The sequence below is a fragment of the Phycicoccus flavus genome (assembly GCF_004025965.2).
In the GTDB taxonomy this organism is placed as follows: domain Bacteria; phylum Actinomycetota; class Actinomycetes; order Actinomycetales; family Dermatophilaceae; genus Phycicoccus; species Phycicoccus flavus.
Genome location: NZ_SAYU02000034.1, coordinates 22,180 through 44,111, shown reverse-complemented (window position 1 = coordinate 44,111; position 21,932 = coordinate 22,180). Strand labels below are relative to the sequence as shown.

The window sequence follows — 21,932 nt, the reverse complement described above, 5'->3', positions numbered from 1 at the left end:
GCTCGCCGAGGACCGCGGCATCCGCTGCGTCGTCCTCGACTACGACGCGTTGCGCGGGCTGGACGACCGCGACCACCGGCTCTTCTGAGCGAGCGCCACCCGTACCCCCGCGGGCATGGGCCGTTCGGCCAGAACGGCGCGCCGTTCACCCGACGTCCATGGGATTCCCAGACGTTCTTCCGTAGGGTGGACGCCAGCGAACCGAACAGATGTCGACGAGGACGGACCGAGGATGACGGGCGAGCCACTCCGGCACGACGCACGTCCGGCCGGCCTGATCGACGGGGGACCCCGATGACGCTGATGCACGTCGCCACCGCCTACCTGGCCGTCGCCGGGTCGGTCGCCCTCGTGGGCGCCGCCCTGGCCTTCGACTCGCGCCGCTCGATGCGGGTGCGCTCGGCCGCCGTCTGGACCGCCCTGTTCTGCCTGGTCTGGCCGCTGACCCTCCTGACCTTCGCCGGCATCGCCGTCGTCGAGCACCGCCGCCGCCCCGCCGTGGCCTCCCGTCACCGGAGCCCGCTGGGGATCGGCACCCGGGCCTGAGCCGCCGGCGCGGCCCGTCCCGCCCGCCCGGGTTGGTTTGTCCTGCGCCGCTCTCGGGTAGTCCTCTGGTGTACCCCGACCGGAGAGGACACCCCATGAGCACCACCCCCACCACGAACCGGAAGGTCGCCTTCCTCGTCGCCACGGAGGGCATCGAGCAGGTCGAGCTCACCGAGCCGTGGCAGGCGGTCGAGCAGGCCGGCCACACCCCGGTCCTGCTCTCGACGGAGTCCGGCTCCGTCCAGGCCTTCAACCACCTCGACAAGGGCGACACCTTCGACGTCGACGTCACCGTCGCGCAGGCCGAGGTCGGCGACTACGACGCCCTCGTGCTGCCCGGCGGCGTCGCCAACCCGGACGCCCTGCGGACCGACTCCGACGCCGTGTCCTTCGTGCGGACCTTCGTCGAGTCCGGCAAGCCCGTGGCCGCGATCTGCCACGCCCCGTGGACCCTCGCGGAGGCCGACGTCCTGCGCGGGCGCACCCTCACCTCGTGGCCGAGCCTGCAGACTGACCTGCGCAACGCGGGCGCGACGTGGGAGGACCAGGAGCTCGTCGTCGACGACAACCTCATCACGAGCCGCAACCCCGACGACCTGCCGGCGTTCAGCAAGGCGCTCACCGACGCCCTCGGCGGCTGACGCCCCCGGCGGCCGAGGCCGCCGCACCACCCTCGTGCCGGTCGGCGCCGTTCAGGCGTCGGCCGGCACGGCGGCGTCCGGGGCCGGCAGCCCCCGCGAGACCCGGATGACGTCGACGAAGCGGTCCACGATCTCCGTGAGCGCGACGTCCTTGGGTGTGAAGACCGCCGCCACCCCCATCTCCTCGAGCCGGGCGGCGTCCGCGGGCGGGATGATCCCGCCGACGACGACCGGGACGTCCCCGGCCCCCGCCTCGCGCAGCCGGGCCAGGACGTCCGGGACCAGCTCCATGTGCGAGCCGGAGAGGATCGAGAGCCCGACGAGGTGGACGTCCTCGGCGACGGCCGCCCCGACGATCTGCTCGGGGGTCAGCCGGATCCCCTGGTAGACGACCTCGAAGCCGGCGTCGCGCGCACGGACCGCCACCTGCTCGGCGCCGTTGGAGTGCCCGTCCAGGCCGGGCTTGCCGACGAGGACCCGTAGGGTCTCGCCCAGCTCGTGGCCGGTGGACCGGACGCGCTCACGGACCCGGTGCAGGGCCTTCGTCCCGGACCCGGCGCCCGCCGCGGCGCCGACGCCGGTGGGCGCCCGGAACTCCCCGAACACCTCGCGGAGGGCGCCGGCCCACTCCCCCGTCGTGACCCCGGCCCGGGCGCACTCGAGGCTGGCCGGGACGAGGTTGGCGTCGGTGCCGGCGTCGGTGCGCAGGCGCTCCAGCGCCGCGCCGGCGCGGGCGCGTCGCTCCGGGTCGGCGTCGCGCTCCTCCCGCCAGCGCCGGACGGCCTCGACGGCGGCCTGCTCGACGCCCGCGTCGACGGTCTGCACGGCGGTGCCGAGGTCGGCGGTCAGCGGGTTGGGCTCGCTCGTCGTCCAGCGGTTGACCCCGACGACGACCTCCTCGCCGGACTCGATCCGCGCCCGCCGGCGGGCCAGCGAGGCGACGAGCTCGGACTTCATGTACCCGCCCTCGACGGCGGCGACGGCCCCGCCGAGCTCCTCGACCCGGGCCATCTCCTCGCGGGCGCCGGCCACGAGCTCGTCGACCTTGGCGGCGACGACGACCGAGCCCTCGAACAGGTCCTCGTGCTCCAGCAGGTCCGACTCGTGCGCCAGCACCTGCTGGATGCGCAGCGACCACTGCTGGTCCCACGGGCGGGGCAGGCCGAGCGCCTCGTTCCAGGCCGGCAGCTGGACGGCCCGCGCGCGGGCGTCCTTGCTCAGCGTCACGGCGAGCATCTCCAGGACGATGCGCTGGACGTTGTTCTCCGGCTGCGCCTCGGTGAGGCCGAGCGAGTTCACCTGCACGCCGTAGCGGAACCGCCGCTGCCGCGCGTCCTCGACGCCGTACCGCTCGCGGGTGATCTCGTCCCACAGCCGGACGAAGGCGCGCATCTTGCACATCTCCTCGACGAAGCGCACGCCGGCGTTGACGAAGAACGAGATCCGCGCGACGACGTCCCCGAACCGCTCGGGCGGCACCTGGCCCGAGTCGCGGACGGCGTCGAGCACCGCGACCGCCGTCGACAGCGCGTAGGCCACCTCCTGCACCGGCGTCGCCCCGGCCTCCTGCAGGTGGTAGCTGCAGATGTTGATGGGGTTCCAGCGCGGGATCTCGGACACGGTGTACGCGACGAGGTCGGTGACCAGCCGCAGTGAGGGCCCGGGCGGGAAGGCGTAGGTCCCGCGCGAGAGGTACTCCTTGATGATGTCGTTCTGCGTCGTGCCGGCGAGGGCGGCCTTGACCGAGGCCGGGTCCTCCCCCGCCGCACCGGCCTGCTCCTCGGCCACGACCTCGTAGAGCGCGAGCAGCCACATCGCCGTCGCGTTGATCGTCATCGAGGTGTTCGTCGCGGTGAGGGGGATGCCCTCGAACAGCGCGCGCAGGTCGCCGACGTGGCTGACCGGGACGCCGACCTTGCCGACCTCGCCGCGGGCCAGCGGGTGGTCGGGGTCGTAGCCGGTCTGGGTCGGCAGGTCGAACGCCACCGACAGGCCCGTCTGCCCCTTCTCGAGGTTGCGCCGGTAGAGCGCGTTGCTCGCCGCGGCACTGCTGTGCCCCGCGTACGTGCGCATCACCCAGGGGCGGTCGCGCTCGGGCGGCACGGCGTCGGGGTGCTCGGACATGCCGGGAACGCTAGCCGGGGGCCTGCGAGCCGGGTAGGCGCTCGCGCGGTGACGGTGCCCACAGCCCCGGTCGGGGGCGGTGATCCTGCTCACCCCCGCGGGGCCGGGACCGTCGGCCGGCGGTCAGACGGTGGCGAGCGCGGCCGTCGGGACGAGCAGTGCCGGGGCGACGACCGCGCCGAGGCGGGCCCGGCGCAGCAGCCTCAGGGTGCGGGCGTCGGCCGCGACGACCTGGAGTGCGCTGCCCCGGCGCTCCGCGCGCCGGCGAAGCTCGACGAGGAGCGCGAGGGCGGCGGCGTCCCCGACCTGCGCGTCCTCGAGGTCGACGAGGACGGTGGTGCCGGGCGGGTCGACGAGCGGTCGGAGCGTCGTGCGCAGGTCCCCCACCGTCCCGCGATCCAGGCGTCCCGCGACGCGGACGAGCACCTCGTCCGCCGACCGCTGCTGCACCGTGACGACCGGCTGTGTCTCGACCCCCATGTCGGCTCCCCTCGTTCGAGTCCTTCGTACAGGAAGACGGCCGGGGGCGCCGGTCGGGTACGCCGATCCCGGTCACGGTTCGGTCACGAATCGGTGCGCGCCCCCCGGGAGGGGCCTCCGGAGGGCTCGTGGCCCCGGATCGGCGACACTGGGCCCATGGTCAACCTCACCCGCATCTACACCCGCACCGGCGACGAGGGGACGACGGCCCTCGGCGACTTCAGCCGCACGGCGAAGACCGACCCCCGGCTCGCCGCGTACGCCGACGCCAACGAGGCGAACGCCGCGCTCGGGGTCGCCATCGCCTGCGGCGGGCTGCCGGAGGACGTGCGCGCGGTCCTCCTGCGGGTGCAGAACGACCTCTTCGACGTCGGCGCCGACCTGTGCACCCCGCTCCAGGAGTCCTACGAGCACCCGCCGCTGCGGGTGCGGGAGGAGTGGGTGGCCGAGCTCGAGGCCGACTGCGACCGCTACCTCGAGCCCCTGCCGACACTGCGCTCGTTCATCCTGCCCGGCGGCACCGCCGGCTCGGCCTTCCTCCATCAGGCGCTCACCGTCGTCCGGCGGGCCGAGCGGAGCACCTGGGCCGCCATCACCGAGTACGGCACGGAGCCGGGTACGCAGCGTGGCGAGGGCGGGGTCAACCCAAGCACCGCCCGCTACCTCAACCGGCTCTCGGACCTGCTGTTCGTGCTCGCCCGCACGGCGAACCTCGACGCCGGCGGCGACGTGCTGTGGCAGCCCGGCGGCGGCCGCGAGGAGGCGCCGGACCGCTGACGGTCAGGCGACGTTGACGTTGTAGCCGGGCGGGCTGGACTCCAGCCAGGCCCGGACGGCGGTGTAGGCGGCCGGGACGAACGCGAACTCGCAGGTGCGTCCCGCCGCGCTGCCGGACACGGCGACCGGCTCGGCGAGGCCGGGGATGACGTCGGGGGTCGGCTTCGGCGACCCGAGCCGGACCTCGCCGCGCAGCCACGACACCTCGGGCCGCAGCGACGGCCCGACGATGCTGAACCACTCGAAGCGCTCGGCCCCGAGCCGGGCCAGCCCGAGCCGCCAGCGCGCCTGCGCGTCGTCGCGCCGCGCGCACAGCATGACGGGCCGGCCGTCCCCCGCGATGTAGCGACGGCGCGCCCACACGAAGGTGAGCGCGCCGACGACGAGCACGACGACGAGGGCGAGGACGAGCTCGGAGACGACCAGTGCGTCCATCCGGTGCCCGTCCCCGCCCGCCGTCAGGAACCCATGCCCGCGGCGTCGACCGACTCGGCCACGATCGTCACGCGGTCGTGGTCGACCGACATGAAGCCGCCGTCGACCGACGCGGTCTTCCAGCCGCCGGAGTTGATCCGCACCTCGCCCTCGGCGAGGACCACGAGGGTCGGCTGGTGCCCGGGGAGCACCCCGAGGTCGCCCTCGGTGGAGCGGGCGCTGACCTGGCTCGCCTCACCCTCCCAGACCTTGCGGTCCGCGGCGACGAGCTCGACCTGGAGGGCCATCAGAGGTTCTTCTGGATCTCGGCCCACTGCCGCTCGACGTCGTCGAGCCCGCCGCACATGAAGAACGCCTGCTCGCCGACGTGGTCGTACTCGCCGTCGCAGATCTTCGTGAACGCCTCGATGGTGTCCGACAGCGGGACCGTCGAGCCCTCGATGCCGGTGAACTGCTTGGCCACGTAGGTGTTCTGCGACAGGAACCGCTGAAGACGACGCGCCCGGTTGACGAGGATCTTGTCCTCCTCGGACAGCTCGTCGATGCCGAGGATGGCGATGATGTCCTGCAGCTCCTTGTTGCGCTGGAGGATCTGCTTGACGCGCACCGCGGTGTCGTAGTGCTCGGCGGAGATGTACCGGCGGTCGAGGATCCGGCTCGTCGAGGTGAGCGGGTCCACGGCCGGGTAGATGCCGAGCGAGGCGATCTCGCGGGAGAGCTCGGTCGTCGCGTCGAGGTGGGCGAACGTCGTCGCCGGCGCCGGGTCGGTGTAGTCGTCGGCGGGGACGTAGATCGCCTGCATCGAGGTGATCGAGTGACCCCGGGTCGAGGTGATCCGCTCCTGGAGCGTGCCCATCTCGTCCGCGAGCGTCGGCTGGTAGCCGACCGCCGACGGCATGCGGCCGAGCAGGGTCGAGACCTCGGACCCGGCCTGGGTGAACCGGAAGATGTTGTCGATGAAGAGCAGCACGTCCTGGCTCTGCACGTCGCGGAAGTACTCCGCCATCGTCAGCGCGGACAGGGCGACGCGCAGGCGGGTGCCCGGCGGCTCGTCCATCTGGCCGAAGACCAGCGCGGTCTGGCCGAGGACGCCGGCCTCCTCCATCTCGACCATGAGGTCGTTGCCCTCACGGGTGCGCTCGCCGACGCCGGCGAACACCGACACACCGCCGTGGTCGCGGGCGACGCGGGCGATCATCTCCTGGATGAGGACGGTCTTGCCGACCCCGGCCCCGCCGAACAGGCCGATCTTGCCGCCCTGGACGTACGGGGTGAGCAGGTCGATGACCTTGATGCCCGTCTCGAACATCTGGGTCTTGGACTCCAGCTGGTCGAAGGCCGGCGCGGTGCGGTGGATGCCCCAGCGCTCCTGGACGTCGAGGGTCTCGCCCTCCTCGAGGTTCAGGCACACGCCGGTGGCGTTGAAGACCTTGCCGAGGGTGACGTCGCCGACGGGCACCGAGATGGGGCCGCCGGTGTCCTGCACCGCCGTCCCGCGGACCAGGCCGTCGGTCGGCTGGAGCGAGATGGCCCGGACCATGTTGTCGCCGATGTGCTGGGCGACCTCGAGGTTGAGGACGTTGGTGTTGCCGCCGAGCTCGACCTCGGCGGTGAGCAGGTTGTACTGGTCCGGCATCGCGTCGACGGGGAACTCGACGTCGACGACGGGTCCGATGATGCGCGAGATCCGGCCGACGCCACCGGACTCGCTGGTCTCGCTGCGCTCGCTGACAGTTGCAGTCATGGTCTCTCTCTCGCTCACTTGCTCTCGGCCAGCGCGCTGGCGCCGCCGACGATCTCGCTGATCTCTTGGGTGATCTCGGCCTGGCGGGCCTGGTTCGCCAGCCGGGTGTACTTCTTGATGAGCTCCTCGGCGTTGTCGGTCGCCGACTTCATCGCCCGCTGGCGGGCGGCGAGCTCGGAGGCCGCGGCCATGAGCATGCAGTTGAACAGCCGCGCGTTGACGTACTTCGGCAGCAGCGCGTCCAGCACCTGGTTCGCGCTCGGCTCGAACTCGTAGAGCGGCAGCAGGTCGTCCGGGTCCGGCGCCTCGGTGCCCTCGACGATCTCGAGCGGCAGCAGGCGGATGACCTCGGGCTCCTGGGTGACCATCGAGACGAACCGGGTGAAGACGACGTGGACCTCGTCCACGCCACCCTCGTCGGTCGCGGTCGTGAAGTCGGCGACGAGCCGCTCCCCGATCTCGCGGGCCGTCTCGAAGGTCGGCTTCTCGGAGAAGCCGCTCCAGGACTCCGCGAACTCGCGCTGGCGGAAGGTGTAGAAGCCGATCGCCTTGCGGCCGAGGAGGTAGGGGACGACCTCCTTGCCCTCCTCGCGGAGCCGGGCGACGAGGCGCTCGCTCTCCTTGAGGACCGAGGAGGAGTACGCGCCCGCCAGGCCACGGTCGGAGGTCATGATGACGACCGCGGCGCGGCGCACGTCCTCCTTCTCCGTCGTCAGCGGGTGGTCCTCGTTCGAGAACGTCGCGACCGCCGAGACCGCCCGGGTCAGCGCCCGGGCGTACGGCGTGGACTCCCGGACCGCCTGCTGGGCCTTGACGACCCGCGAGGCCGCCATGAGCTCCATGGCCCGGGTGATCTTCTTCGTCGCGCTGACGGACCGGATGCGCTGCCGGTACTCCCGGATCTGCGCTCCCATGTCATTCCGCCTTTCGTGGTGTGTGCTCGGTGGACCGCGCGCTCAGCGCTTCTGCTTGACGATCTGCTCCTGGTCGGAGTCCATCGCGTCGCCGCCGTCCTCCTCGTCGGAGCCGACCGGCACCGAGGAGGAGCCCGAGCCGTCGAAGTGCTTGTCCTTGAAGGTCTTCACCTCGGACTCCAGCGCCTCGCGGGTCTCGTCGGGGAACTTGCCGGTCTCCCGGATGCCCGAGAGCAGGTCGGACTTGGTCCGCCGCAGGTGGTCGAGGAACTCGGCCTCGAACTTGCGGACGTCCTCGACCTCGACGTCGTCGAGCTGGCCGGTGGTGCCGAGCCAGATGGACACGACCTGCTCCTCGACCGGGAACGGCGCGGCCTGCGGCTGCTTGAGCAGCTCGACGAGGCGGGCGCCCTTCGCGAGCTGGGCCCGCGAGGCCGGGTCGAGGTCGGAGGCGAACATCGCGAAGGCCTCGAGGGCACGGAACTGCGCGAGGTCGAGCTTGAGGCGTCCGGCGACGTCCTTCATGCCCTTGATCTGCGCGGCGCCGCCGACGCGGGAGACCGAGATGCCGACGTCGATGGCCGGACGGACGTTGGCGTTGAACAGGTCCGCCTGGAGGTAGATCTGCCCGTCGGTGATGGAGATGACGTTGGTCGGGATGAACGCCGAGACGTCACCGGCCTTGGTCTCGATGATGGGCAGGCCGGTCATCGAGCCCGCGCCGAGGTCGTCGGAGAGCTTGGCGCAGCGCTCGAGCAGCCGGCTGTGCAGGTAGAAGACGTCGCCCGGGTAGGCCTCGCGGCCCGGCGGGCGGCGCAGGAGCAGCGACACGGCGCGGTAGGCCTCGGCCTGCTTGGACAGGTCGTCGAAGACGATGAGGACGTGCTTGCCGTCGTACATCCAGTGCTGGCCGATGGCCGAGCCGGTGTAGGGCGCGAGGTACTTGAAGCCCGCGGAGTCGGACGCCGGGGCCGCGACGATGGTCGTGTACTCCATCGCGCCGGCCTCCTCGAGGGTGCCGCGGACCGACGCGATGGTCGAGCCCTTCTGGCCGATGGCGACGTAGATGCAGCGGACCTGCTTGGTCGGGTCGCCGGTCTCCCAGAACTCCTTCTGGTTGATGATCGTGTCGACCGCGACCGTCGTCTTGCCGGTCTGCCGGTCGCCGATGATCAGCTGGCGCTGGCCGCGGCCGATGGGGGTCATCGCGTCGACGGCCTTGAGGCCGGTCTGCAGCGGCTCGTGGACCGACTTGCGCTGGACGACCGTCGGGGCCTGCAGCTCGAGGGCGCGGCGCTCGCTGGTGTCGATCTCGCCCATGCCGTCGATGGGGTTGCCGAGCGGGTCGACGACGCGGCCGAGGAAGGCGTCGCCGACGGGGACCGAGAGGACCTCGCCGGTGCGCTTGACCTCCTGGCCCTCCTCGATGCCGCTGTACTCACCGAGGACGACGACGCCGATCTCGTGGACGTCGAGGTTGAGCGCGAGGCCCAGCGTGCCGTCCTCGAACTGCAGCAGCTCGTTGGTCATCGCCGAGGGCAGGCCCTCGACGTGCGCGATGCCGTCACCGGCGTCCGTGACGCGGCCGACCTCCTCGCGCGCGGCGGCGCCCGGCTCGTAGGAGCGCACGTAGCTGTCCAGCGCGTCCCGGATCTCCTCCGGACGGATCGAGAGCTCCGTCATGTCTGATCTTCTCCTCGCATCGCCGGCCCCTCATGGGCCGAAGTTCTGGTGGGTCGTGCGGTCTGCAGTTGTGGTCGGGCGGGTGTCAGCTCCCGGCGACGTGCCGGCGAGCCTCCTCGAGGCGCCGGAGCACCGTGCCGTCGACGACCTCGTCGCCGACCTGGACCCGGATGCCGCCCATGACCGTGGGGTCCTGGACGACCTGGAGCGTGACGGCCTTGCCGTAGTGCTGCTCGAGGGCGCTGCGCAGCCGCGCCGACTGCTGCTCGGTGAGCGGCGCCGCGACGGTGACGAGCGCGGACAGCTCGTCGCGCCGGCGCGAGGCGAGCTCGAGGTAGGTCTCCATGACCCGGTCGAGCCGCCGGCCGCGCGGCACCCGCACGGCCTGCTCGGCCAGGCGCACCGTCTCCGGGGCCGCCTTGTCCTCGAGCAGGGTGCGCACGAGGCCGGCCTTGCCGTCGGCGTCGGTGTTCCGGCTCGAGAGCGTGTCGCGCAGCGCGGGGTCCGCGGCGACGATGCGCTCGAAGCGGAAGAGCTCGTCCTCGACCCGGTCGATCCGGCCGGTGCCCTCGGCGTTCGCGAGCAGCGCCTGGACGGCCAGGGCCTCGAGCGTGTCGCCCATGTCCCGCTCGGCCGCCCACCGCTGCGAGGCGACCGACGCGACGAGGCCGGACGTGGCGTCCGAGACCTTGCCGCCGAACAGCGAGCGGGCCAGCGCCGCCTTCTGCTCGCCCTCACGCGAGGGGTCGCCGAGCGCCCGCCGCAGCGAGGCGTTGTTCTCGACGACGCCCGTCACCGCGAACAGCTCCTCGGCGAGCGTCGTCCCGTCCGCACTGGACCCCAGGGCGGCGTCGAACGCCTCCTGGGACGCGCGGGCGGCACCGCGGGAGGAGCCGCGCATCAGGCGTCCTGCCCGGCCGGCGCGACCTTCTCGGGCTTGACCTCGCCGGACTCGAGCTCGCTGAGGAACCGGTCGACGATGCCCTTCTGGCGCACCTCGTCCTCGAGGGACTCGCCGACGATCTTGCTCGCGAGGGCGGTCGAGAGCGTCCCGACCTCCTGGCGCAGCTGGACGACGGCCTGCTGGCGCTCGGCCTCGACCTGACGCTTGGCGGCCTCGGTGATGCGGGTGGCCTCGGCCTGCGCCTGGGCCCGCATCTCGGCGACGATCTGGGCGCCCTGCTCGCGCGCGGACTCCCGGATCTCGCCGGCCTCGGCCCGCGCCTCGGCGAGCTGCGCCGTGTACTTCTCCAGCGCCTCGCGGGCCTCGGCCTGCGCCTGCTCGGCCTGCTGCATCCCGCCCTCGATGGCGGCCGCACGCTCGGCGTACAGCTCCTCGAGGCGCGGCACGACCTTCGTCTTGTACAGCCAGTACAGGATGGCGAAGGCGATGAGTCCGATGACCATCTCGCCGGGGTGCGGGAGCAGGGGGAAGCCGGACGGGTATCCCGTCTCTTCGGCGGCCACCAGGGATGCGGTGATCACGACGCGTCCAATCTGTCGGTCCTACGGGCGGTCGGAGCGGGTGCTCGTCAGCCCTGGAAGACGAAGGCGAAGACGAGGCCGAGGATGGCCAGCGCCTCGGTGATGGCCATGCCGGTGAAGGCGATGGTCTGGAGCATGCCGCGGGCCTCGGGCTGGCGGGCGACGCCGTTGATGTAGGCGGCGAAGATGAGACCGACACCGATGCCGGGGCCGATCGCGGCAAGGCCGTAGCCGAGGTAGGCGATGTCGCCAGTCATGTCACTGTTCCTTTCGGTGGCGCCGGGCCGGTCCCGGCGTCGGTGGTGTTCCTGGACGTGCTACCGGAGAGGTCCGGGGGTCAGTGGTGCTCGCTCACCGCGTCGCCGATGTACAGCGCCGCGAGGAGGGTGAAGATGAAGGCCTGGAGGAACTCGATGAGGAGCTCGAAGAAGGTCATCGCGATCGAGAAGACGAACGAGAGGACGCCGGAGAACTGGAGGAAGAGGTTGTCCCCGTGCAGCAGCAGGTACTCGCCGCCGACGATGAAGACGAGCAGCATGAGGTGCCCGGCGAGCATGTTGCCGAAGAGTCGCAGCGCGAGCGTCAGCGGCCGGATGACGAAGTAGGTGAGGAACTCGAGCACGAAGAGGATCGGCCGGAGCCAGCCGGGCAGCCCCGGCGGGATGAGCGACTTGAGGTAGCCCACGACGCCGTGCTTCCGGCGGATCGCCACCGTGTGGTACGTGACGTACACGATGAGGGTGAGGACGATCGGGATGCCGACGCGGCTCATCGTCGGGAACTGGATGAACGGCACGATGCCGAACACGTTGTTCACGAGGATCAGCGTGAAGAGGGTGAGCAGCAGCGGGACGAACTGGAGGAAGTCCTTGCTGCCGATGATGTCCCGGCCGATGGTGTTCCGGACGAAGTTGTAGGACCCCTCGACAAGGAACTGGTTCTTGCTGGGGACGACCGACAGCTTGCGCGTCGCGCCGACGTAGAACCAGGCCAGCAGGCCGACCGAGACGAGCAGGACGAGGGCCGGACGGGTGACGGCCCAGGGGCCGGTGCCGTCGAAGGGGATGACCGGCCACCAGAAGTTGCGGACACCGGGGGTGACGAAGCCCTCCCCGCCTCCTTCGGCGGCGACGACGGCTCCGGACAGCCAGCTAGCGGAGACCACGCTCGGGCTCACACCTTCTCCTCGGGGATGTCACGGGCGCCGGCGACGGGCACCCCTGCGGACTGGTCGTACGCTACCCGACCCTTGCACATGGCCGCGACGGTGGCGGACCCGCCCGGTGCGGACCTCATCGGTCCTGCTCCCGGCGGCCCGCGGCCTCGGCCGGCTCGTCGTAGATCGGCAGCCGCGCGGTGCGCAGCGCACGGTAGGCGAAGGCCTGCCAGGCGAGGGTGACGACGAGGGCGTCGACCGCGAGCGCCGTCCCGTCGACCCACGAGGCCCGCCGGAAGACGACGAAGAACACGAGCAGCGCGAGCACCTGGCCGAGGTACACCGCCATGGCGACGGCGAGGAAGGCGTGCGGGCTGGCGCTACGGACGAGCCGGCTGAGCAGGAACATGCCCGAGGCGTAGAAGGCCACCGAGACGGCGAGGCCGAGCAGGCTGCCGACGACCGACCCCGGACCGCGGACCAGCGCGAGGACGAGCACGGTGACCGCTCCGGCGATGCTCGCCGGGACCAGCGCCCCACGCAGCATGACCGCGAACGGGGCACCCGGCCCTGCGGTGGCGGTGCTGCGGTCGGTCATCGACGATCGGCCTCTTCGGTGGTCGTGGCGGGGGGTCCCGGACGGCTTGTGAAAGTTATCACAAGCGCTCGCCGCGCGGCAAAACCGCGGGACGGCGGGATCAGACGCGGCGGGCGAGGACCACCCAGACGGTGCGCACGATGATCTCGAGGTCGAGCACGGGCGACCAGTTGACGAGGTACTGCAGGTCGTAGCCGAGCTTGTACTCGGCGTCGGTGTGGTACCGCCCGTGGATCTGGGCCAGGCCGGTGAGGCCGGGCGGCACCTCGTGCCGGCGGGTGTAGCCGGCGATCTCCTGCTCGAAGCCGGCGGTGAGCTCCGGGCGCTCGGGGCGGGGTCCGACGACCGACATCTGCCCGGCGAGGATGTGGAGGATCTGCGGCAGCTCGTCGGCGCGCGTGGAGCGCAGCCAGCGGCAGGCGGGGATGACCCGCGGGTCGCCGCGGGTGGCGAGCTGGGCTCCCCCGCGGGCCTCGGCGTCGGTGCGCATCGTGCGGAACTTGCGCATCTCGAAGGTCTTGCCGCCGACGCCGACCCGGGTCTGGGTGTAGAGCAGCGGCCGGCCCGCGACGACGAGCTGGTGCAGCGCGACGCCGGCGAGCACGACGATCCAGACCGGCGCGGTGACGAGGACGAGGAAGAGGTCGAGCAGCCGCTTGAAGTGCCGCTGGGAGGAGGCCATGGTCTGCGGCATGAGGAGGACGAACGGCAGCCCCGCGACCTCGCGCAGCCGCGCGAGGCCGAAGAGCGTCTCGCGGCCGCCGACGCGCAGGAGGACGGTGACGTCGCGGCGGTCCAGGCGCCCGATGGTGCGCGGGTACCAGAGGTCGAGCCAGCCGCCGGAGAGCAGCAGCACGTCCGTGGCGCCGGTGCGGTCGACGACGTCGACGATCTCGTGCGGGTCGTCGACCTCGGCGACGACCCGCAGCTCCGAGCCGTTGACGGCGACGTGGTCGCGGGCCAGCTGCAGGTCGGCGGCGTCGCCGGCGAGCACGACCCGCGGCAGGCCCTCGCGGCGGGTGCGCAGCACGTGGACGATCCCGCGGTTCAGCACGACGACGAGACCGGCGAGGAGGATGACGAGCACGAGGCTGCCGATGGGGAACGGCAGCGCCCGGCCGGTGATCTCCCAGCGCTGGCGGGCGACGCCGCTGATGACGAGGTTGAGCAGGGCGACGAAGCTGCCCGCCGCGAGCGCCAGCCGGGCGGCCTTGGCGAAGACCCCGCTCCCCCCGAGCCGCGGCTCGCGCTCGTACAGCCCGCCGAAGTAGAACGTCACGAGGAAGACGAGCGTCGAGACCGCGAACGAGAACGCGTACTGGCCCACGGTGTACGTCGGCCACGGCAGCGCGCCGAAGCGCGAGACCATGACGACGAGCATGAGCGCGAGCACGCCCACCGCGTCGAGCAGCATGACGAGGCGGAAGCCCCGGCGGTTCAGCCGGGTGAGGAGTCGCGGCTCCGGCTCGCTCTCGGGGGCCTCGTCGGTCACGGCGGGGACGGCTCGCGCGTCAGCCTCGGGCCGGGCGGGGGTAGGCCGGGAAGGCGTCGACGAGCTCGGTGACCGCGCCGCGCACCTCGCGGGAGACGGCGTGCTCGGGGTCGGCGTCGCCGTCGACGACCGCACGGGCGATGAGGGCGGCGACCCGCCGCATCTCGTCCTCGCCCATGCCCTGGGTCGTCACGCACGGGGTGCCCACGCGGATGCCCGAGGCGATGTTCGGCTTCTGCGGGTCGAAGGGGATGGCGTTCTTGTTGAGCGTGATCCCGGCGGCGTCGCAGCGGGCCTCGGCGTCGGCGCCGGTGACGAGCACGCCCTGGAGGTCGTGCAGCGAGAGGTGGGTGTCGGTGCCGCCGGTCGTCGGGCGGATGCCGTGCTCGCCGAGGGTCTCGGCGAGGACCGCGGCGTTGGCGACGACCTGGCGCGCGTACTCGGCGTACTCCGGGGTGGCGCACTCCTTGAAGTTCACGGCCTTGGCGGCGATCGTGTGCATCTGCGGGCCGCCCTGCATCATCGGGAAGACGGCCTTGTCGATGGCGGCGCGGTGCTCCTCGGTGCAGACGATGGCGCCGGAGCGGGGGCCGCGCAGCACCTTGTGCGTCGTGAACGACACGACGTCGGCGTACGGCACCGGGCTCGGGATGGCCTTCCCGGCGACGAGGCCGATGAAGTGCGCGGCGTCGACCCAGAAGATCGCCCCGACCTCGTCGGCGATGGCCCGGAAGCGGGCGAAGTCGATGGTCCGCGGGATGGCGGAGCCGCCGGCGAGGATGACCTTGGGCCGGTGCTCGCGGGCCAGCCGCTCGACCTCGTCGTAGTCGACGTCCTCGGTCTCCTTGTCGACGCCGTAGTGCACGGCGTCGAACCACTTGCCCGAGAAGCTGACCTTCGTCCCGTGGGTGAGGTGCCCGCCGTGCGGCAGGCTCATCGCGAGGATCGTCTCGCCGGGCTTGAGGAACGCGCCGTAGACGGCCTGGTTGGCGCTGGCGCCGGAGTGCGGCTGGACGTTGGCGTGGTCGGCGCCGAAGAGCGCCTTGCACCGCTCGATCGCGAGCTCCTCCGCGACGTCGACCTCGGCGCAGCCGCCGTAGTAGCGCCGGCCCGGGTAGCCCTCGGCGTACTTGTTCGACAACGTCGAGCCGAGCGCGGTGAGGACCTCGGGGCTGGAGAAGTTCTCGCTGGCGATGAGCTGCAGCCCGCCCCGCAGCCGGCCGAGCTCGCCGGTGAGGACCCCGGCGATGTCGGGGTCGAAGGCCGCGAGGGCCTCGAAGTCGGACCCGTAGAACGTCTCACTCATCGCTGGTCTTCTCCCGCGCCTCGTGCTCGTCGGACTGCTCGGACTGCTCCACCGGCCCGTCGGCGTCGGGCTCCGCGGACGCCGGCGGCTCCTCGCCCGCCACGGCCTCGTCCCCGTCTGCTCCGGGCTCGGTGCCCGCCAACTCTAGGGCGTCCTCGGCCGGGGGCTCCACGGCCTCGCCGCGCACGCGCTCCACGACGGCCATGACCTGCTCCTCGGACAGCGCGCCGAGCCGCAGGACCACCGGCTCCTCGCGGGTGCAGTCGACGATGGTCGAGGCGAGCCCGCCGACGCTCGGGCCGCCGTCGAGGTAGACCTCGACGCTGGCACCCAGCTGGCTCGCGGCGTCCACCGCGGTCCGGCTGCTCGGGTAGCCGTGCCGGTTGGCGCTGCTCACCGCCATCGGCCCGACCTCGTGGAGCAGCGCGAGCGCGACCTCGTCGTCCGGCATCCGCAGCGCGACGGTGCCGCCGGTGTCGCCGAGGTCCCACATGAGCGAGGGCTGGGCCTGCAGGACGATGGTCAGCGGCCCGGGCCAGAACTCCTGCATGAGCGCCCGGGCGTACTTGGGGACGCTCGTCGCGAGCCCCTCGACCGTGCGGGCGGTCGGCACGAGCACCGGCGGGGGCATGTCCGAGCCACGGCCCTTGGCGGCCAGCAGGTCGCGGACGGCGTCGGGCGAGAACGCGTCGGCGCCGATGCCGTAGACGGTGTCGGTGGGGAGAACGACGAGGCGGCCGCGGCGCACCCCGTCGGCGGCCTTGGGGATGGCGTCGGCACGGCCCTCGGGCGTCGTGCAGTCGAAGACCGGGCTCATGGGCCCCAGCGTAGAAGGCGCGCGGCCCGCGGTCGGGGACGGCCCACCCGCGCCACCGCAGCGACCCCGCCGTCGCCCTCCCGACCTCGTCGGCGAAGAAGGGAGGGCCCAGACTGCCGTGCGCCGCACCGGGACCCCTAGGGTCTGGTCTCAGCCGGCGGGTGACCGCACCCGCCACGGACGGAGCTGGAGGTGAATCCCCCATGCGTGGTTCCGGTCTCATCTGGACGATCGTCGGCGTGCTGCTCATCATCGCGCTGCTGATCTTCATCCTCGGTCGCGTCTGAGCGACCCCGCCCGACGGGTCCGGTCGAGAAGAGGCCGGGTCCCGTTGCGGCCCCCCGTCCGGCCGTCCGGCCGGACCTCCCGGTCGACGGGTGCGTCCGCCCTCAGCCGGCGCGGACGGCCGTCGTCACCCGCGGGCGGCCCGCGAGGTCGCGGTGGTCGGCGACGTCCCGCCACTCCCCCGCCGCCCCCAGCGCCCGCGTGAGCGCCTCGCCCTGGACGTCGGCGTGCTCCATGACGAGCACCCCGCCCGGACGCAGCAGCACCGCCGCCCGCCGCGCGACCGCCAGCGGGATCGCGAGACCGTCCGCCGACCGCCCGTAGAGCGCCATCTCGGGGTCGTGGTCGCGGACCTCCGGGTCGAGGGGTACGGCCCCGTCGGGGATGTACGGCGGGTTGCTGACGACGACGTCGACCGCCCCCTCGAGGTCCTTGAACGCCGTCGTCGCGTCGCCCAGCCTCAGGTCGACCGGGGTCTCGTGGGCGCCGGCGTGGCGATCGACGTTCTGGGCCGCCCAGGCGTGGGCGTCCGGGCTCAGCTCGACGGCGTGGACGCGGGCGCCCGGCACCTCGTCGGCGACGGCGAGCGCGATCGCCCCCGAGCCCGTGCACAGGTCGACGACGACGGGCGTGTCGCCGGCGGCCCGGGCGGCGTCGATGCCCAGGCCCGCCGTCACCTCGGTCTCCGGGCGGGGGACGAAGACCCCGGGACCGACCTCCAGCGTGAGGTGCCGGAAGTACGCCCGGCCGGTGAGGTGCTGCAGCGGGACCCGGCCCGCCCGCTCCTCGACGAGGCCGGCGTAGGTGTCGAGGAAGCCCGCGTCGGCCGGGTCGCGCAGCACCATCCGCCGCCGGACGTCGGCGCCGTCGCTGCCGAGAACGAAGGCCGCGAGCTCGACCGCGTCGACCTCGGCGGAGGCGATGCCCTCCGCCTCGAGCGCGCGGTGGGCGGACGCGACCGCGGCGGCGATCGTCGGGCGGGCCTCGCCGGTCACCGGTCGGCCAGGGCGGCGAGGCGCGCGGCCTCGTCGGCGTCGACGGCCGACTGGACCACCGGGTCGAGGTCGCCGTCGAGCACCGCGTCGAGGTTGTACGCCTTGTAGCCGGTGCGGTGGTCGCTGACCCGGTTCTCGGGGAAGTTGTAGGTGCGGATGCGCTCGGAGCGGTCGACGGTGCGGACCTGGCCGGCGCGGGCGTCGGCGTCAGCGGCCCGGCGCTCGTCCATGGCCAGCTGGTGCAGCCGGGCCCGCAGCACCCGCATCGCGGCTTCGCGGTTCTGCAGCTGGCTCTTCTCGTTCTGGCAGGAGACGACGACGCCGGTGGGCAGGTGGGTGATGCGGACAGCGGAGTCGGTCGTGTTGACGCTCTGCCCGCCGGGTCCGCTGGAGCGGTAGACGTCGATGCGCAGGTCGTGCGGGTCGATGGAGACCTCGACCTCCTCGGCCTCGGGCATGACCCAGACGCCGGCGGCGGAGGTGTGGATGCGGCCCTGGCTCTCGGTGACCGGGACGCGCTGGACCCGGTGCACCCCGCCCTCGAACTTCAGCCGGGCCCACGGCGCCTCGCCGGGCTGGGCGGTGCCGCGGGCCTTCACGGCGACGCGGACGTCCTTGTAGCCGCCGAGGTCGGACTCGGTGGCGTCGAGCACCTCGGTGCGCCAGCCGCGGCGCTCGGCGTGCCGCAGGTACATCCGCAGCAGGTCGCCGGCGAAGAGGGCCGACTCCTCGCCGCCCTCGCCGGCCTTGACCTCGAGGATGACGTCGCGGTCGTCGTCGGGGTCGCGGGGCACGAGCAGGCGGCGCAGCCGGTCGCCCGCGGCGTCGGCGGCGGCCTCGAGCGCAGGGACCTCCTCGGCGAACGCGGCGTCGTCGGCGGCGAGCTCGCGGGCCGCGCCGAGGTCGTCGGTGGCGGCGGTCCAGGCCCGGTGGGCGGCGACGACGGGGCCGAGCGCGGCGTAGCGCTTGTTGACCTCGCGCAGCCGGTCGGGGTCGGAGGCGACGGCGGGGTCGGCCATCTCGCGCTCGAGCGCGGCGTGCTCGTCGACGAGCGCCTGGGCGGACTCCAGCACGCGGACCTCCCTCTCTCCGTCCCTGGCGGCTCCCGGCCGGCGGACATTTCGGGGTCACCCCGAAATGTCCGCGACACCGGGGAACGTAAGCGGGGTCTCGGTGACGAACCGGGGTGTCGTCCGGCCAGCGGCCGGACCGGACACGGACGCGCCGGCCCGACCACGAGGGTCGGACCGGCGCGTCGGGAGTGCTACTTGGCGGCCTTCTTGCCGTAGCGGGCCTCGAAGCGGGCCACGCGGCCACCGGTGTCGAGGATCTTCTGCTTGCCCGTGTAGAACGGGTGGCAGTTCGAGCACACGTCGGCGTTGATGCTGCCGCTCGTGGCCGTGCTGCGGGTGGTGAACGTGTTGCCACACGTGCACGTCACCTGGGTCTCGACGTAGTCGGGGTGGACGTCCTTCTTCACGATCTCTCCTTCGGATGTCTCCGGGTCGGCGGGCCCAGCACCGTGCTGCAAGCCCTTGGCGCCCCGCCTGCGACCCTCGTGGGGAGGTCGCTCAGGAAACGCGTCACTGCCGTGAACCGGTCCAGCGGTCAAGTGTGCCAGAGCAGCACACATGTGACCTAACGGGACGACCCCGCCCGGCATTCCCCCGACACCCCTGGTGCAGGACCCCTGACGAGCGCCCGACCGCGGGCTCAGACAGCGGCGAGGTGCGGCCCGCTCGACGCGGCGCCCGCCGCCGCCAGCGGCCACCACAGCCGCACCGACGTGCCGACTCCCTCGACCGACGAGTGACCGACGTGGCCGCCCTCGGCCTCGACGACGGCGCGCGCGGTCGGGCTGTCGAAGCGCCCGCAGGGCACGCCGTTGCCGGTGTCGACGACGTCGAGCGCGACGCCGCCGTCCGTGCGGTGCAGGTCGAGGACGACGAGCGCCCCGGCGTCGCACGTCGAGACCGCCTGCCCGACGACGTCGAGCACCGCGTCCTCGACGACCCGCTCGATGCCGGGGACGAGCAGCGCCCCCGACTCCACCTCGACCGAGAGCAGCACCCGCCGGGTCCGCGCCACGGAGCGCGCCGACTCGGCGACGCGCAGGACGACGTGGGACAGGTCGGAGACGACGGTGCTGGGGGCGGTCTCGGCGATCATCGGACAGGTCCTCTCGGGACGACGGCACCGGGGTCGGCGGCGTTCTGTCTGCACCGTATGGACGCCGCGGGCGCCGTCGTCCCCGCAACGGCCCGGGTCCGACCCGTTCGGCCGACGCCGGGTCACCCGGACGCCGCCGCCGCCCGGCGGTCGGTGGAGGCCCGTCCCGTCCTTCGCCCGAGGCCGGAGCGCGTCAGGCGCGACCGTCGGCCCCGAGAACGCCGCGGACGCGGACGCCGCCCCCGCGGTGGTGCGGGGGCGGCGTGCGCGGTGTCGCAGGCGGACGCGCGGTCAGTCGGCGTCGTCGTCGAGCTTGATGGAGCTCGTCTGCTGCACCTGCATGAGGAACTCGTAGTTGTTCTTCGTCTTCTTGATGCGGTCGAGCAGCAGCTCGATGCCCTGCTGGCTGTCGAGGGCGGCGAGCACCCGGCGCAGCTTCCACATGATCTTCAGCTCGTCCGGGGCGAGGAGGATCTCCTCGCGGCGCGTGCCGGAGTTGTTGACGTCGACCGCGGGGAAGATGCGGCGGTTGGCCAGGCCCCGATCGAGCTTGAGCTCCATGTTGCCGGTGCCCTTGAACTCCTCGAAGATCACCTCGTCCATCCGCGAGCCGGTCTCGACGAGCGCGGTGGCGAGGATGGTCAGCGAGCCGCCGTTCTCGATGTTGCGCGCGGCGCCGAAGAACTTCTTCGGCGGGTACAGCGCGGCCGAGTCGACACCACCGGAGAGGATGCGCCCGCTCGCCGGGGCGGCGAGGTTGTAGGCGCGACCGAGCTTGGTGATGGAGTCGAGGAGGACGACGACGTCGTGGCCCATCTCGACGAGGCGCTTGGCCCGCTCGATGGCGAGCTCCGCGACCGTCGTGTGGTCGTCGGCCGGGCGGTCGAAGGTCGAGGAGATGACCTCGCCCTTGACGGCCCGCTGCATGTCGGTGACCTCCTCCGGACGCTCGTCGACGAGGACGACCATGAGGTGGCACTCCGGGTTGTTCGTCGTGATGGCGTTCGCGACGGACTGCATGACCATCGTCTTGCCGGCCTTGGCCGGGGCGACGATGAGGCCGCGCTGGCCCTTCCCGATCGGGGCGACGAGGTCGATGATCCGGGTCGTGATGATGCTCTGCTCGGTCTCCAGCCGCAGGCGGTCCTGCGGGTAGAGCGGGGTGAGCTTGCCGAACTCGGGACGACGGCGCGCGTCGTCCGGGGTCATCGCGTTGACGGTCTCCAGGCGCGCCAGCGGCGTGTACTTCTGCCGGTTGTTGCGCGAGCCGACGGTCTGCTGCTGCGGCTCCTCGCCGTCGCGGGTGGCCTTGATCGAGCCGGTGACCGCGTCGCCCTTGCGCAGGCCGTGTCGCTTGACCATCTGCATCGGCACGTAGATGTCGCTGCTGCCGGGCAGGTAGCCGGTCGTCCGCACGAAGGCGTAGTTGTCGAGGATGTCGAGGATGCCGGCGACGGGGACGAGCACGTCGTCGTCGCTGATGCGCGGCTCGTCGTCGGGCTGGCTGCTGGTGCCGCCGCCCCCGCCGTCCTGCTGGCCGCCACGACGCTTGTCGCGGTTGCGACCCCGGTTGCGACGGCGCCGGCCGCGGCCCCCGCCGTCCTCGTCGTCGTTGTTGTTGTTGTTGTTGGCGTTGGTGCCGCCGCGGTTCTGGTTGCCCTGGTCGGCGCGGTTCTGGCCGCCCTGGTCCCGGGAGTCGCCACGGTCGCGGTTCTGGGCCCCCTGGCCCTGCTGGTCCCCACGGTCCCCGCGCTCGCCCCGGTCGTTCCGCTCGGACCGGTCGCCGCGCTCGGTCCGCTCGCCGCGGTCCTCACGGGGGCCCCGGTCGCCACGCTCGCGGCGGCTGCCGCCCTCGCGGGCCTGCTCGGAGCGGTCCTGCTCCGGACGGTCGCCGTTCTCGGAGCGCTCGGCGCGCTCCGCCCGGGCGGCGCGGGCCTCGGCCCGGTCGACGGCGGCCGCGACCTCGTCGCGGCGCGCGTCCCGGGTGTCGGATCCGTTGCTCGGTGCGGTCTGCGGGGCGGAGGAGCTCCGGCCCGATCCCCCGGCGGCGGGTCCGCTCTCGCCGTTCTGGCGGGCGCGGATGGCGGCGACGAGGTCCCCCTTGCGCATCTTCGCGGTGCCGCTGATGCCCATGCTCGACGCGAGCCCCTGGAGCTCGGCCAGCCGCATGGCGGAGAGTGCCCCGGAGCGGCGCTGGCCGGCCGGTGCCGACGTCTCGATGGTGGTGTCTGTCACGAAGGATCCTTCCCCTCGCTCGTGGACCGCCGCCGCGAGGACGGCCGGCC

Annotated in this window: 25 protein-coding genes and 1 pseudogene; 5 read left to right on the top strand and 21 right to left on the bottom strand. The window is 72.8% G+C overall.

All coding sequences use genetic code 11. The features are described from left to right. From EPD83_RS20695 to EPD83_RS11490, 3 genes and pseudogenes are all read left to right on the top strand, one after another. A pseudogene (locus EPD83_RS20695) lies at positions 1-88 on the top strand (endonuclease NucS); the annotation flags it as partial. Between the two features lie 206 nt (positions 89-294). Continuing rightward, a complete protein-coding gene (locus tag EPD83_RS11495; protein WP_165566605.1) occupies positions 295-546 on the top strand; it encodes a hypothetical protein in 252 nt (83 codons plus the stop codon). Between the two features lie 95 nt (positions 547-641). Then, positions 642-1,187 carry a type 1 glutamine amidotransferase domain-containing protein gene (locus EPD83_RS11490; RefSeq protein WP_128367043.1) on the top strand — a complete coding sequence of 182 codons (546 nt, stop codon included), beginning with the start codon at positions 642-644 and terminating at the stop codon, positions 1,185-1,187. Positions 1,188-1,238: 51 nt separating this feature from the next. On the opposite strand, the gene EPD83_RS11485 is transcribed toward EPD83_RS11490, so the two are convergent. Together EPD83_RS11485 and EPD83_RS11480 are read right to left on the bottom strand one after the other, a co-directional pair. Further along, positions 1,239-3,260: a protein meaA gene (locus tag EPD83_RS11485; RefSeq protein WP_407676027.1), complete on the bottom strand. Its 2,022-nt coding sequence runs from the start codon at positions 3,258-3,260 to the stop codon at positions 1,239-1,241. 174 nt (positions 3,261-3,434) lie between these two features. Continuing rightward, positions 3,435-3,791, bottom strand: coding sequence for an STAS domain-containing protein (locus EPD83_RS11480; protein ID WP_128367045.1), 357 nt, complete (start codon positions 3,789-3,791; stop codon positions 3,435-3,437). 156 nt (positions 3,792-3,947) lie between these two features. Between EPD83_RS11480 and EPD83_RS11475 the strand changes: the two genes are divergently transcribed. Beyond that, positions 3,948-4,568: a cob(I)yrinic acid a,c-diamide adenosyltransferase gene (locus EPD83_RS11475; protein WP_165566604.1), complete on the top strand. Its 621-nt coding sequence runs from the start codon at positions 3,948-3,950 to the stop codon at positions 4,566-4,568. A gap of 3 nt (positions 4,569-4,571) precedes the next feature. On the opposite strand, the gene EPD83_RS11470 is transcribed toward EPD83_RS11475, so the two are convergent. The 14 genes from EPD83_RS11470 to EPD83_RS11410 form a co-directional block, all read right to left on the bottom strand. Then, complete coding sequence (locus EPD83_RS11470; RefSeq protein ID WP_128367047.1) at positions 4,572-5,003, bottom strand: DUF2550 family protein; 432 nt, start codon at positions 5,001-5,003, stop codon at positions 4,572-4,574. Positions 5,004-5,026: 23 nt separating this feature from the next. Then, the gene (locus tag EPD83_RS11465) at positions 5,027-5,293 is read right to left on the bottom strand and encodes a F0F1 ATP synthase subunit epsilon (RefSeq protein ID WP_165566607.1); all 267 of its coding nucleotides are present in this window, start codon (positions 5,291-5,293) and stop codon (positions 5,027-5,029) included. Then, positions 5,290-6,747: a F0F1 ATP synthase subunit beta gene (gene atpD, locus EPD83_RS11460; protein ID WP_128366423.1), complete on the bottom strand. Its 1,458-nt coding sequence runs from the start codon at positions 6,745-6,747 to the stop codon at positions 5,290-5,292. The genes EPD83_RS11465 and atpD overlap by 4 nt, the downstream gene beginning before the upstream one ends. 14 nt (positions 6,748-6,761) lie before the next feature. Continuing rightward, on the bottom strand, positions 6,762-7,661 hold the full coding sequence (locus tag EPD83_RS11455) for a F0F1 ATP synthase subunit gamma (protein WP_128366424.1): 900 nt from the start codon (positions 7,659-7,661) through the stop codon (positions 6,762-6,764). A 42-nt stretch (positions 7,662-7,703) separates the two neighbouring features. After that, complete coding sequence (gene atpA, locus EPD83_RS11450; protein ID WP_128366425.1) at positions 7,704-9,344, bottom strand: F0F1 ATP synthase subunit alpha; 1,641 nt, start codon at positions 9,342-9,344, stop codon at positions 7,704-7,706. Positions 9,345-9,429: 85 nt separating this feature from the next. Continuing rightward, positions 9,430-10,245, bottom strand: a complete 816-nt coding sequence (locus EPD83_RS11445; RefSeq protein WP_128366426.1) for a F0F1 ATP synthase subunit delta — start codon at positions 10,243-10,245, stop codon at positions 9,430-9,432. Continuing rightward, the gene (locus EPD83_RS11440; protein WP_128366427.1) at positions 10,245-10,829 is read right to left on the bottom strand and encodes a F0F1 ATP synthase subunit B; all 585 of its coding nucleotides are present in this window, start codon (positions 10,827-10,829) and stop codon (positions 10,245-10,247) included. The genes EPD83_RS11445 and EPD83_RS11440 overlap by 1 nt, the downstream gene beginning before the upstream one ends. A gap of 47 nt (positions 10,830-10,876) precedes the next feature. Beyond that, positions 10,877-11,086 carry an ATP synthase F0 subunit C gene (gene atpE / locus EPD83_RS11435; RefSeq protein ID WP_056140202.1) on the bottom strand — a complete coding sequence of 70 codons (210 nt, stop codon included), beginning with the start codon at positions 11,084-11,086 and terminating at the stop codon, positions 10,877-10,879. 80 nt (positions 11,087-11,166) lie between these two features. Further along, positions 11,167-12,006 carry a F0F1 ATP synthase subunit A gene (gene atpB, locus EPD83_RS11430; protein WP_128366428.1) on the bottom strand — a complete coding sequence of 280 codons (840 nt, stop codon included), beginning with the start codon at positions 12,004-12,006 and terminating at the stop codon, positions 11,167-11,169. Then, a complete protein-coding gene (locus EPD83_RS20890) occupies positions 12,003-12,125 on the bottom strand; it encodes a hypothetical protein (RefSeq protein ID WP_268951203.1) in 123 nt (40 codons plus the stop codon). The genes atpB and EPD83_RS20890 overlap by 4 nt, the downstream gene beginning before the upstream one ends. Further along, positions 12,122-12,583, bottom strand: a complete 462-nt coding sequence (locus EPD83_RS11425) for a hypothetical protein (RefSeq protein WP_128366429.1) — start codon at positions 12,581-12,583, stop codon at positions 12,122-12,124. Before EPD83_RS11425 ends, EPD83_RS20890 begins: the two co-directional genes overlap by 4 nt. A 100-nt stretch (positions 12,584-12,683) precedes the next feature. Then, the gene (locus EPD83_RS11420) at positions 12,684-14,075 is read right to left on the bottom strand and encodes a sugar transferase (RefSeq protein ID WP_165566603.1); all 1,392 of its coding nucleotides are present in this window, start codon (positions 14,073-14,075) and stop codon (positions 12,684-12,686) included. A 19-nt stretch (positions 14,076-14,094) separates the two neighbouring features. Continuing rightward, positions 14,095-15,381 (bottom strand): serine hydroxymethyltransferase, encoded by a 1,287-nt coding sequence (locus EPD83_RS11415; RefSeq protein ID WP_128368031.1) that lies wholly within the window; start codon positions 15,379-15,381, stop codon positions 14,095-14,097. After that, a complete protein-coding gene (locus EPD83_RS11410) occupies positions 15,374-16,198 on the bottom strand; it encodes an L-threonylcarbamoyladenylate synthase (protein ID WP_128368030.1) in 825 nt (274 codons plus the stop codon). Before EPD83_RS11410 ends, EPD83_RS11415 begins: the two co-directional genes overlap by 8 nt. A gap of 161 nt (positions 16,199-16,359) precedes the next feature. On the opposite strand from EPD83_RS11410, the gene EPD83_RS20885 reads away from it, so the two are divergent. Continuing rightward, entirely contained in the window at positions 16,360-16,485 is a 126-nt protein-coding gene (locus EPD83_RS20885; RefSeq protein WP_268951202.1) for a hypothetical protein, read from the top strand. Between the two features lie 102 nt (positions 16,486-16,587). Here EPD83_RS20885 and prmC read toward each other — a convergent pair whose 3' ends face one another. The 5 genes from prmC to rho all read right to left on the bottom strand — a co-directional run bounded on the left by prmC (position 16,588) and on the right by rho (position 21,882). Next, the gene (gene prmC / locus EPD83_RS11405; protein ID WP_164896556.1) at positions 16,588-17,478 is read right to left on the bottom strand and encodes a peptide chain release factor N(5)-glutamine methyltransferase; all 891 of its coding nucleotides are present in this window, start codon (positions 17,476-17,478) and stop codon (positions 16,588-16,590) included. Continuing rightward, positions 17,475-18,551: a peptide chain release factor 1 gene (gene prfA, locus EPD83_RS11400; protein WP_128367408.1), complete on the bottom strand. Its 1,077-nt coding sequence runs from the start codon at positions 18,549-18,551 to the stop codon at positions 17,475-17,477. The genes prmC and prfA overlap by 4 nt, the downstream gene beginning before the upstream one ends. 191 nt (positions 18,552-18,742) lie before the next feature. Continuing rightward, positions 18,743-18,958: a 50S ribosomal protein L31 gene (gene rpmE, locus EPD83_RS11395; protein ID WP_128367407.1), complete on the bottom strand. Its 216-nt coding sequence runs from the start codon at positions 18,956-18,958 to the stop codon at positions 18,743-18,745. Positions 18,959-19,191: 233 nt separating this feature from the next. Next, positions 19,192-19,647 carry an ATP-binding protein gene (locus tag EPD83_RS11390; RefSeq protein ID WP_128367406.1) on the bottom strand — a complete coding sequence of 152 codons (456 nt, stop codon included), beginning with the start codon at positions 19,645-19,647 and terminating at the stop codon, positions 19,192-19,194. A 291-nt stretch (positions 19,648-19,938) separates the two neighbouring features. Continuing rightward, positions 19,939-21,882 carry a transcription termination factor Rho gene (gene rho / locus EPD83_RS11385; RefSeq protein WP_235950538.1) on the bottom strand — a complete coding sequence of 648 codons (1,944 nt, stop codon included), beginning with the start codon at positions 21,880-21,882 and terminating at the stop codon, positions 19,939-19,941. Positions 21,883-21,932: the final 50 nt, after the last annotated feature.

Bases quoted from the DNA above. Each gene is read 5' to 3' on its own strand.
- EPD83_RS11495 (WP_165566605.1), top strand. From the start codon at position 295: ATGACGCTGATGCACGTCGCCACCGCCTACCTGGCCGTCGCCGGGTCG.
- EPD83_RS11490 (WP_128367043.1), top strand. From the start codon at position 642: ATGAGCACCACCCCCACCACGAACCGGAAGGTCGCCTTCCTCGTCGCC.
- EPD83_RS11485 (WP_407676027.1), bottom strand. From the start codon at position 3,260: ATGCGCACGTACGCGGGGCACAGCAGTGCCGCGGCGAGCAACGCGCTC.
- EPD83_RS11480 (WP_128367045.1), bottom strand. From the start codon at position 3,791: ATGGGGGTCGAGACACAGCCGGTCGTCACGGTGCAGCAGCGGTCGGCG.
- EPD83_RS11475 (WP_165566604.1), top strand. From the start codon at position 3,948: ATGGTCAACCTCACCCGCATCTACACCCGCACCGGCGACGAGGGGACG.
- EPD83_RS11470 (WP_128367047.1), bottom strand. From the start codon at position 5,003: ATGGACGCACTGGTCGTCTCCGAGCTCGTCCTCGCCCTCGTCGTCGTG.
- atpD (WP_128366423.1), bottom strand. From the start codon at position 6,747: ATGACTGCAACTGTCAGCGAGCGCAGCGAGACCAGCGAGTCCGGTGGC.
- EPD83_RS11455 (WP_128366424.1), bottom strand. From the start codon at position 7,661: ATGGGAGCGCAGATCCGGGAGTACCGGCAGCGCATCCGGTCCGTCAGC.
- atpA (WP_128366425.1), bottom strand. From the start codon at position 9,344: ATGACGGAGCTCTCGATCCGTCCGGAGGAGATCCGGGACGCGCTGGAC.
- EPD83_RS11445 (WP_128366426.1), bottom strand. From the start codon at position 10,245: ATGCGCGGCTCCTCCCGCGGTGCCGCCCGCGCGTCCCAGGAGGCGTTC.
- atpE (WP_056140202.1), bottom strand. From the start codon at position 11,086: ATGACTGGCGACATCGCCTACCTCGGCTACGGCCTTGCCGCGATCGGC.
- EPD83_RS20890 (WP_268951203.1), bottom strand. From the start codon at position 12,125: ATGAGGTCCGCACCGGGCGGGTCCGCCACCGTCGCGGCCATGTGCAAG.
- EPD83_RS11425 (WP_128366429.1), bottom strand. From the start codon at position 12,583: ATGACCGACCGCAGCACCGCCACCGCAGGGCCGGGTGCCCCGTTCGCG.
- EPD83_RS11415 (WP_128368031.1), bottom strand. From the start codon at position 15,381: ATGAGTGAGACGTTCTACGGGTCCGACTTCGAGGCCCTCGCGGCCTTC.
- EPD83_RS11410 (WP_128368030.1), bottom strand. From the start codon at position 16,198: ATGAGCCCGGTCTTCGACTGCACGACGCCCGAGGGCCGTGCCGACGCC.
- EPD83_RS11390 (WP_128367406.1), bottom strand. From the start codon at position 19,647: ATGATCGCCGAGACCGCCCCCAGCACCGTCGTCTCCGACCTGTCCCAC.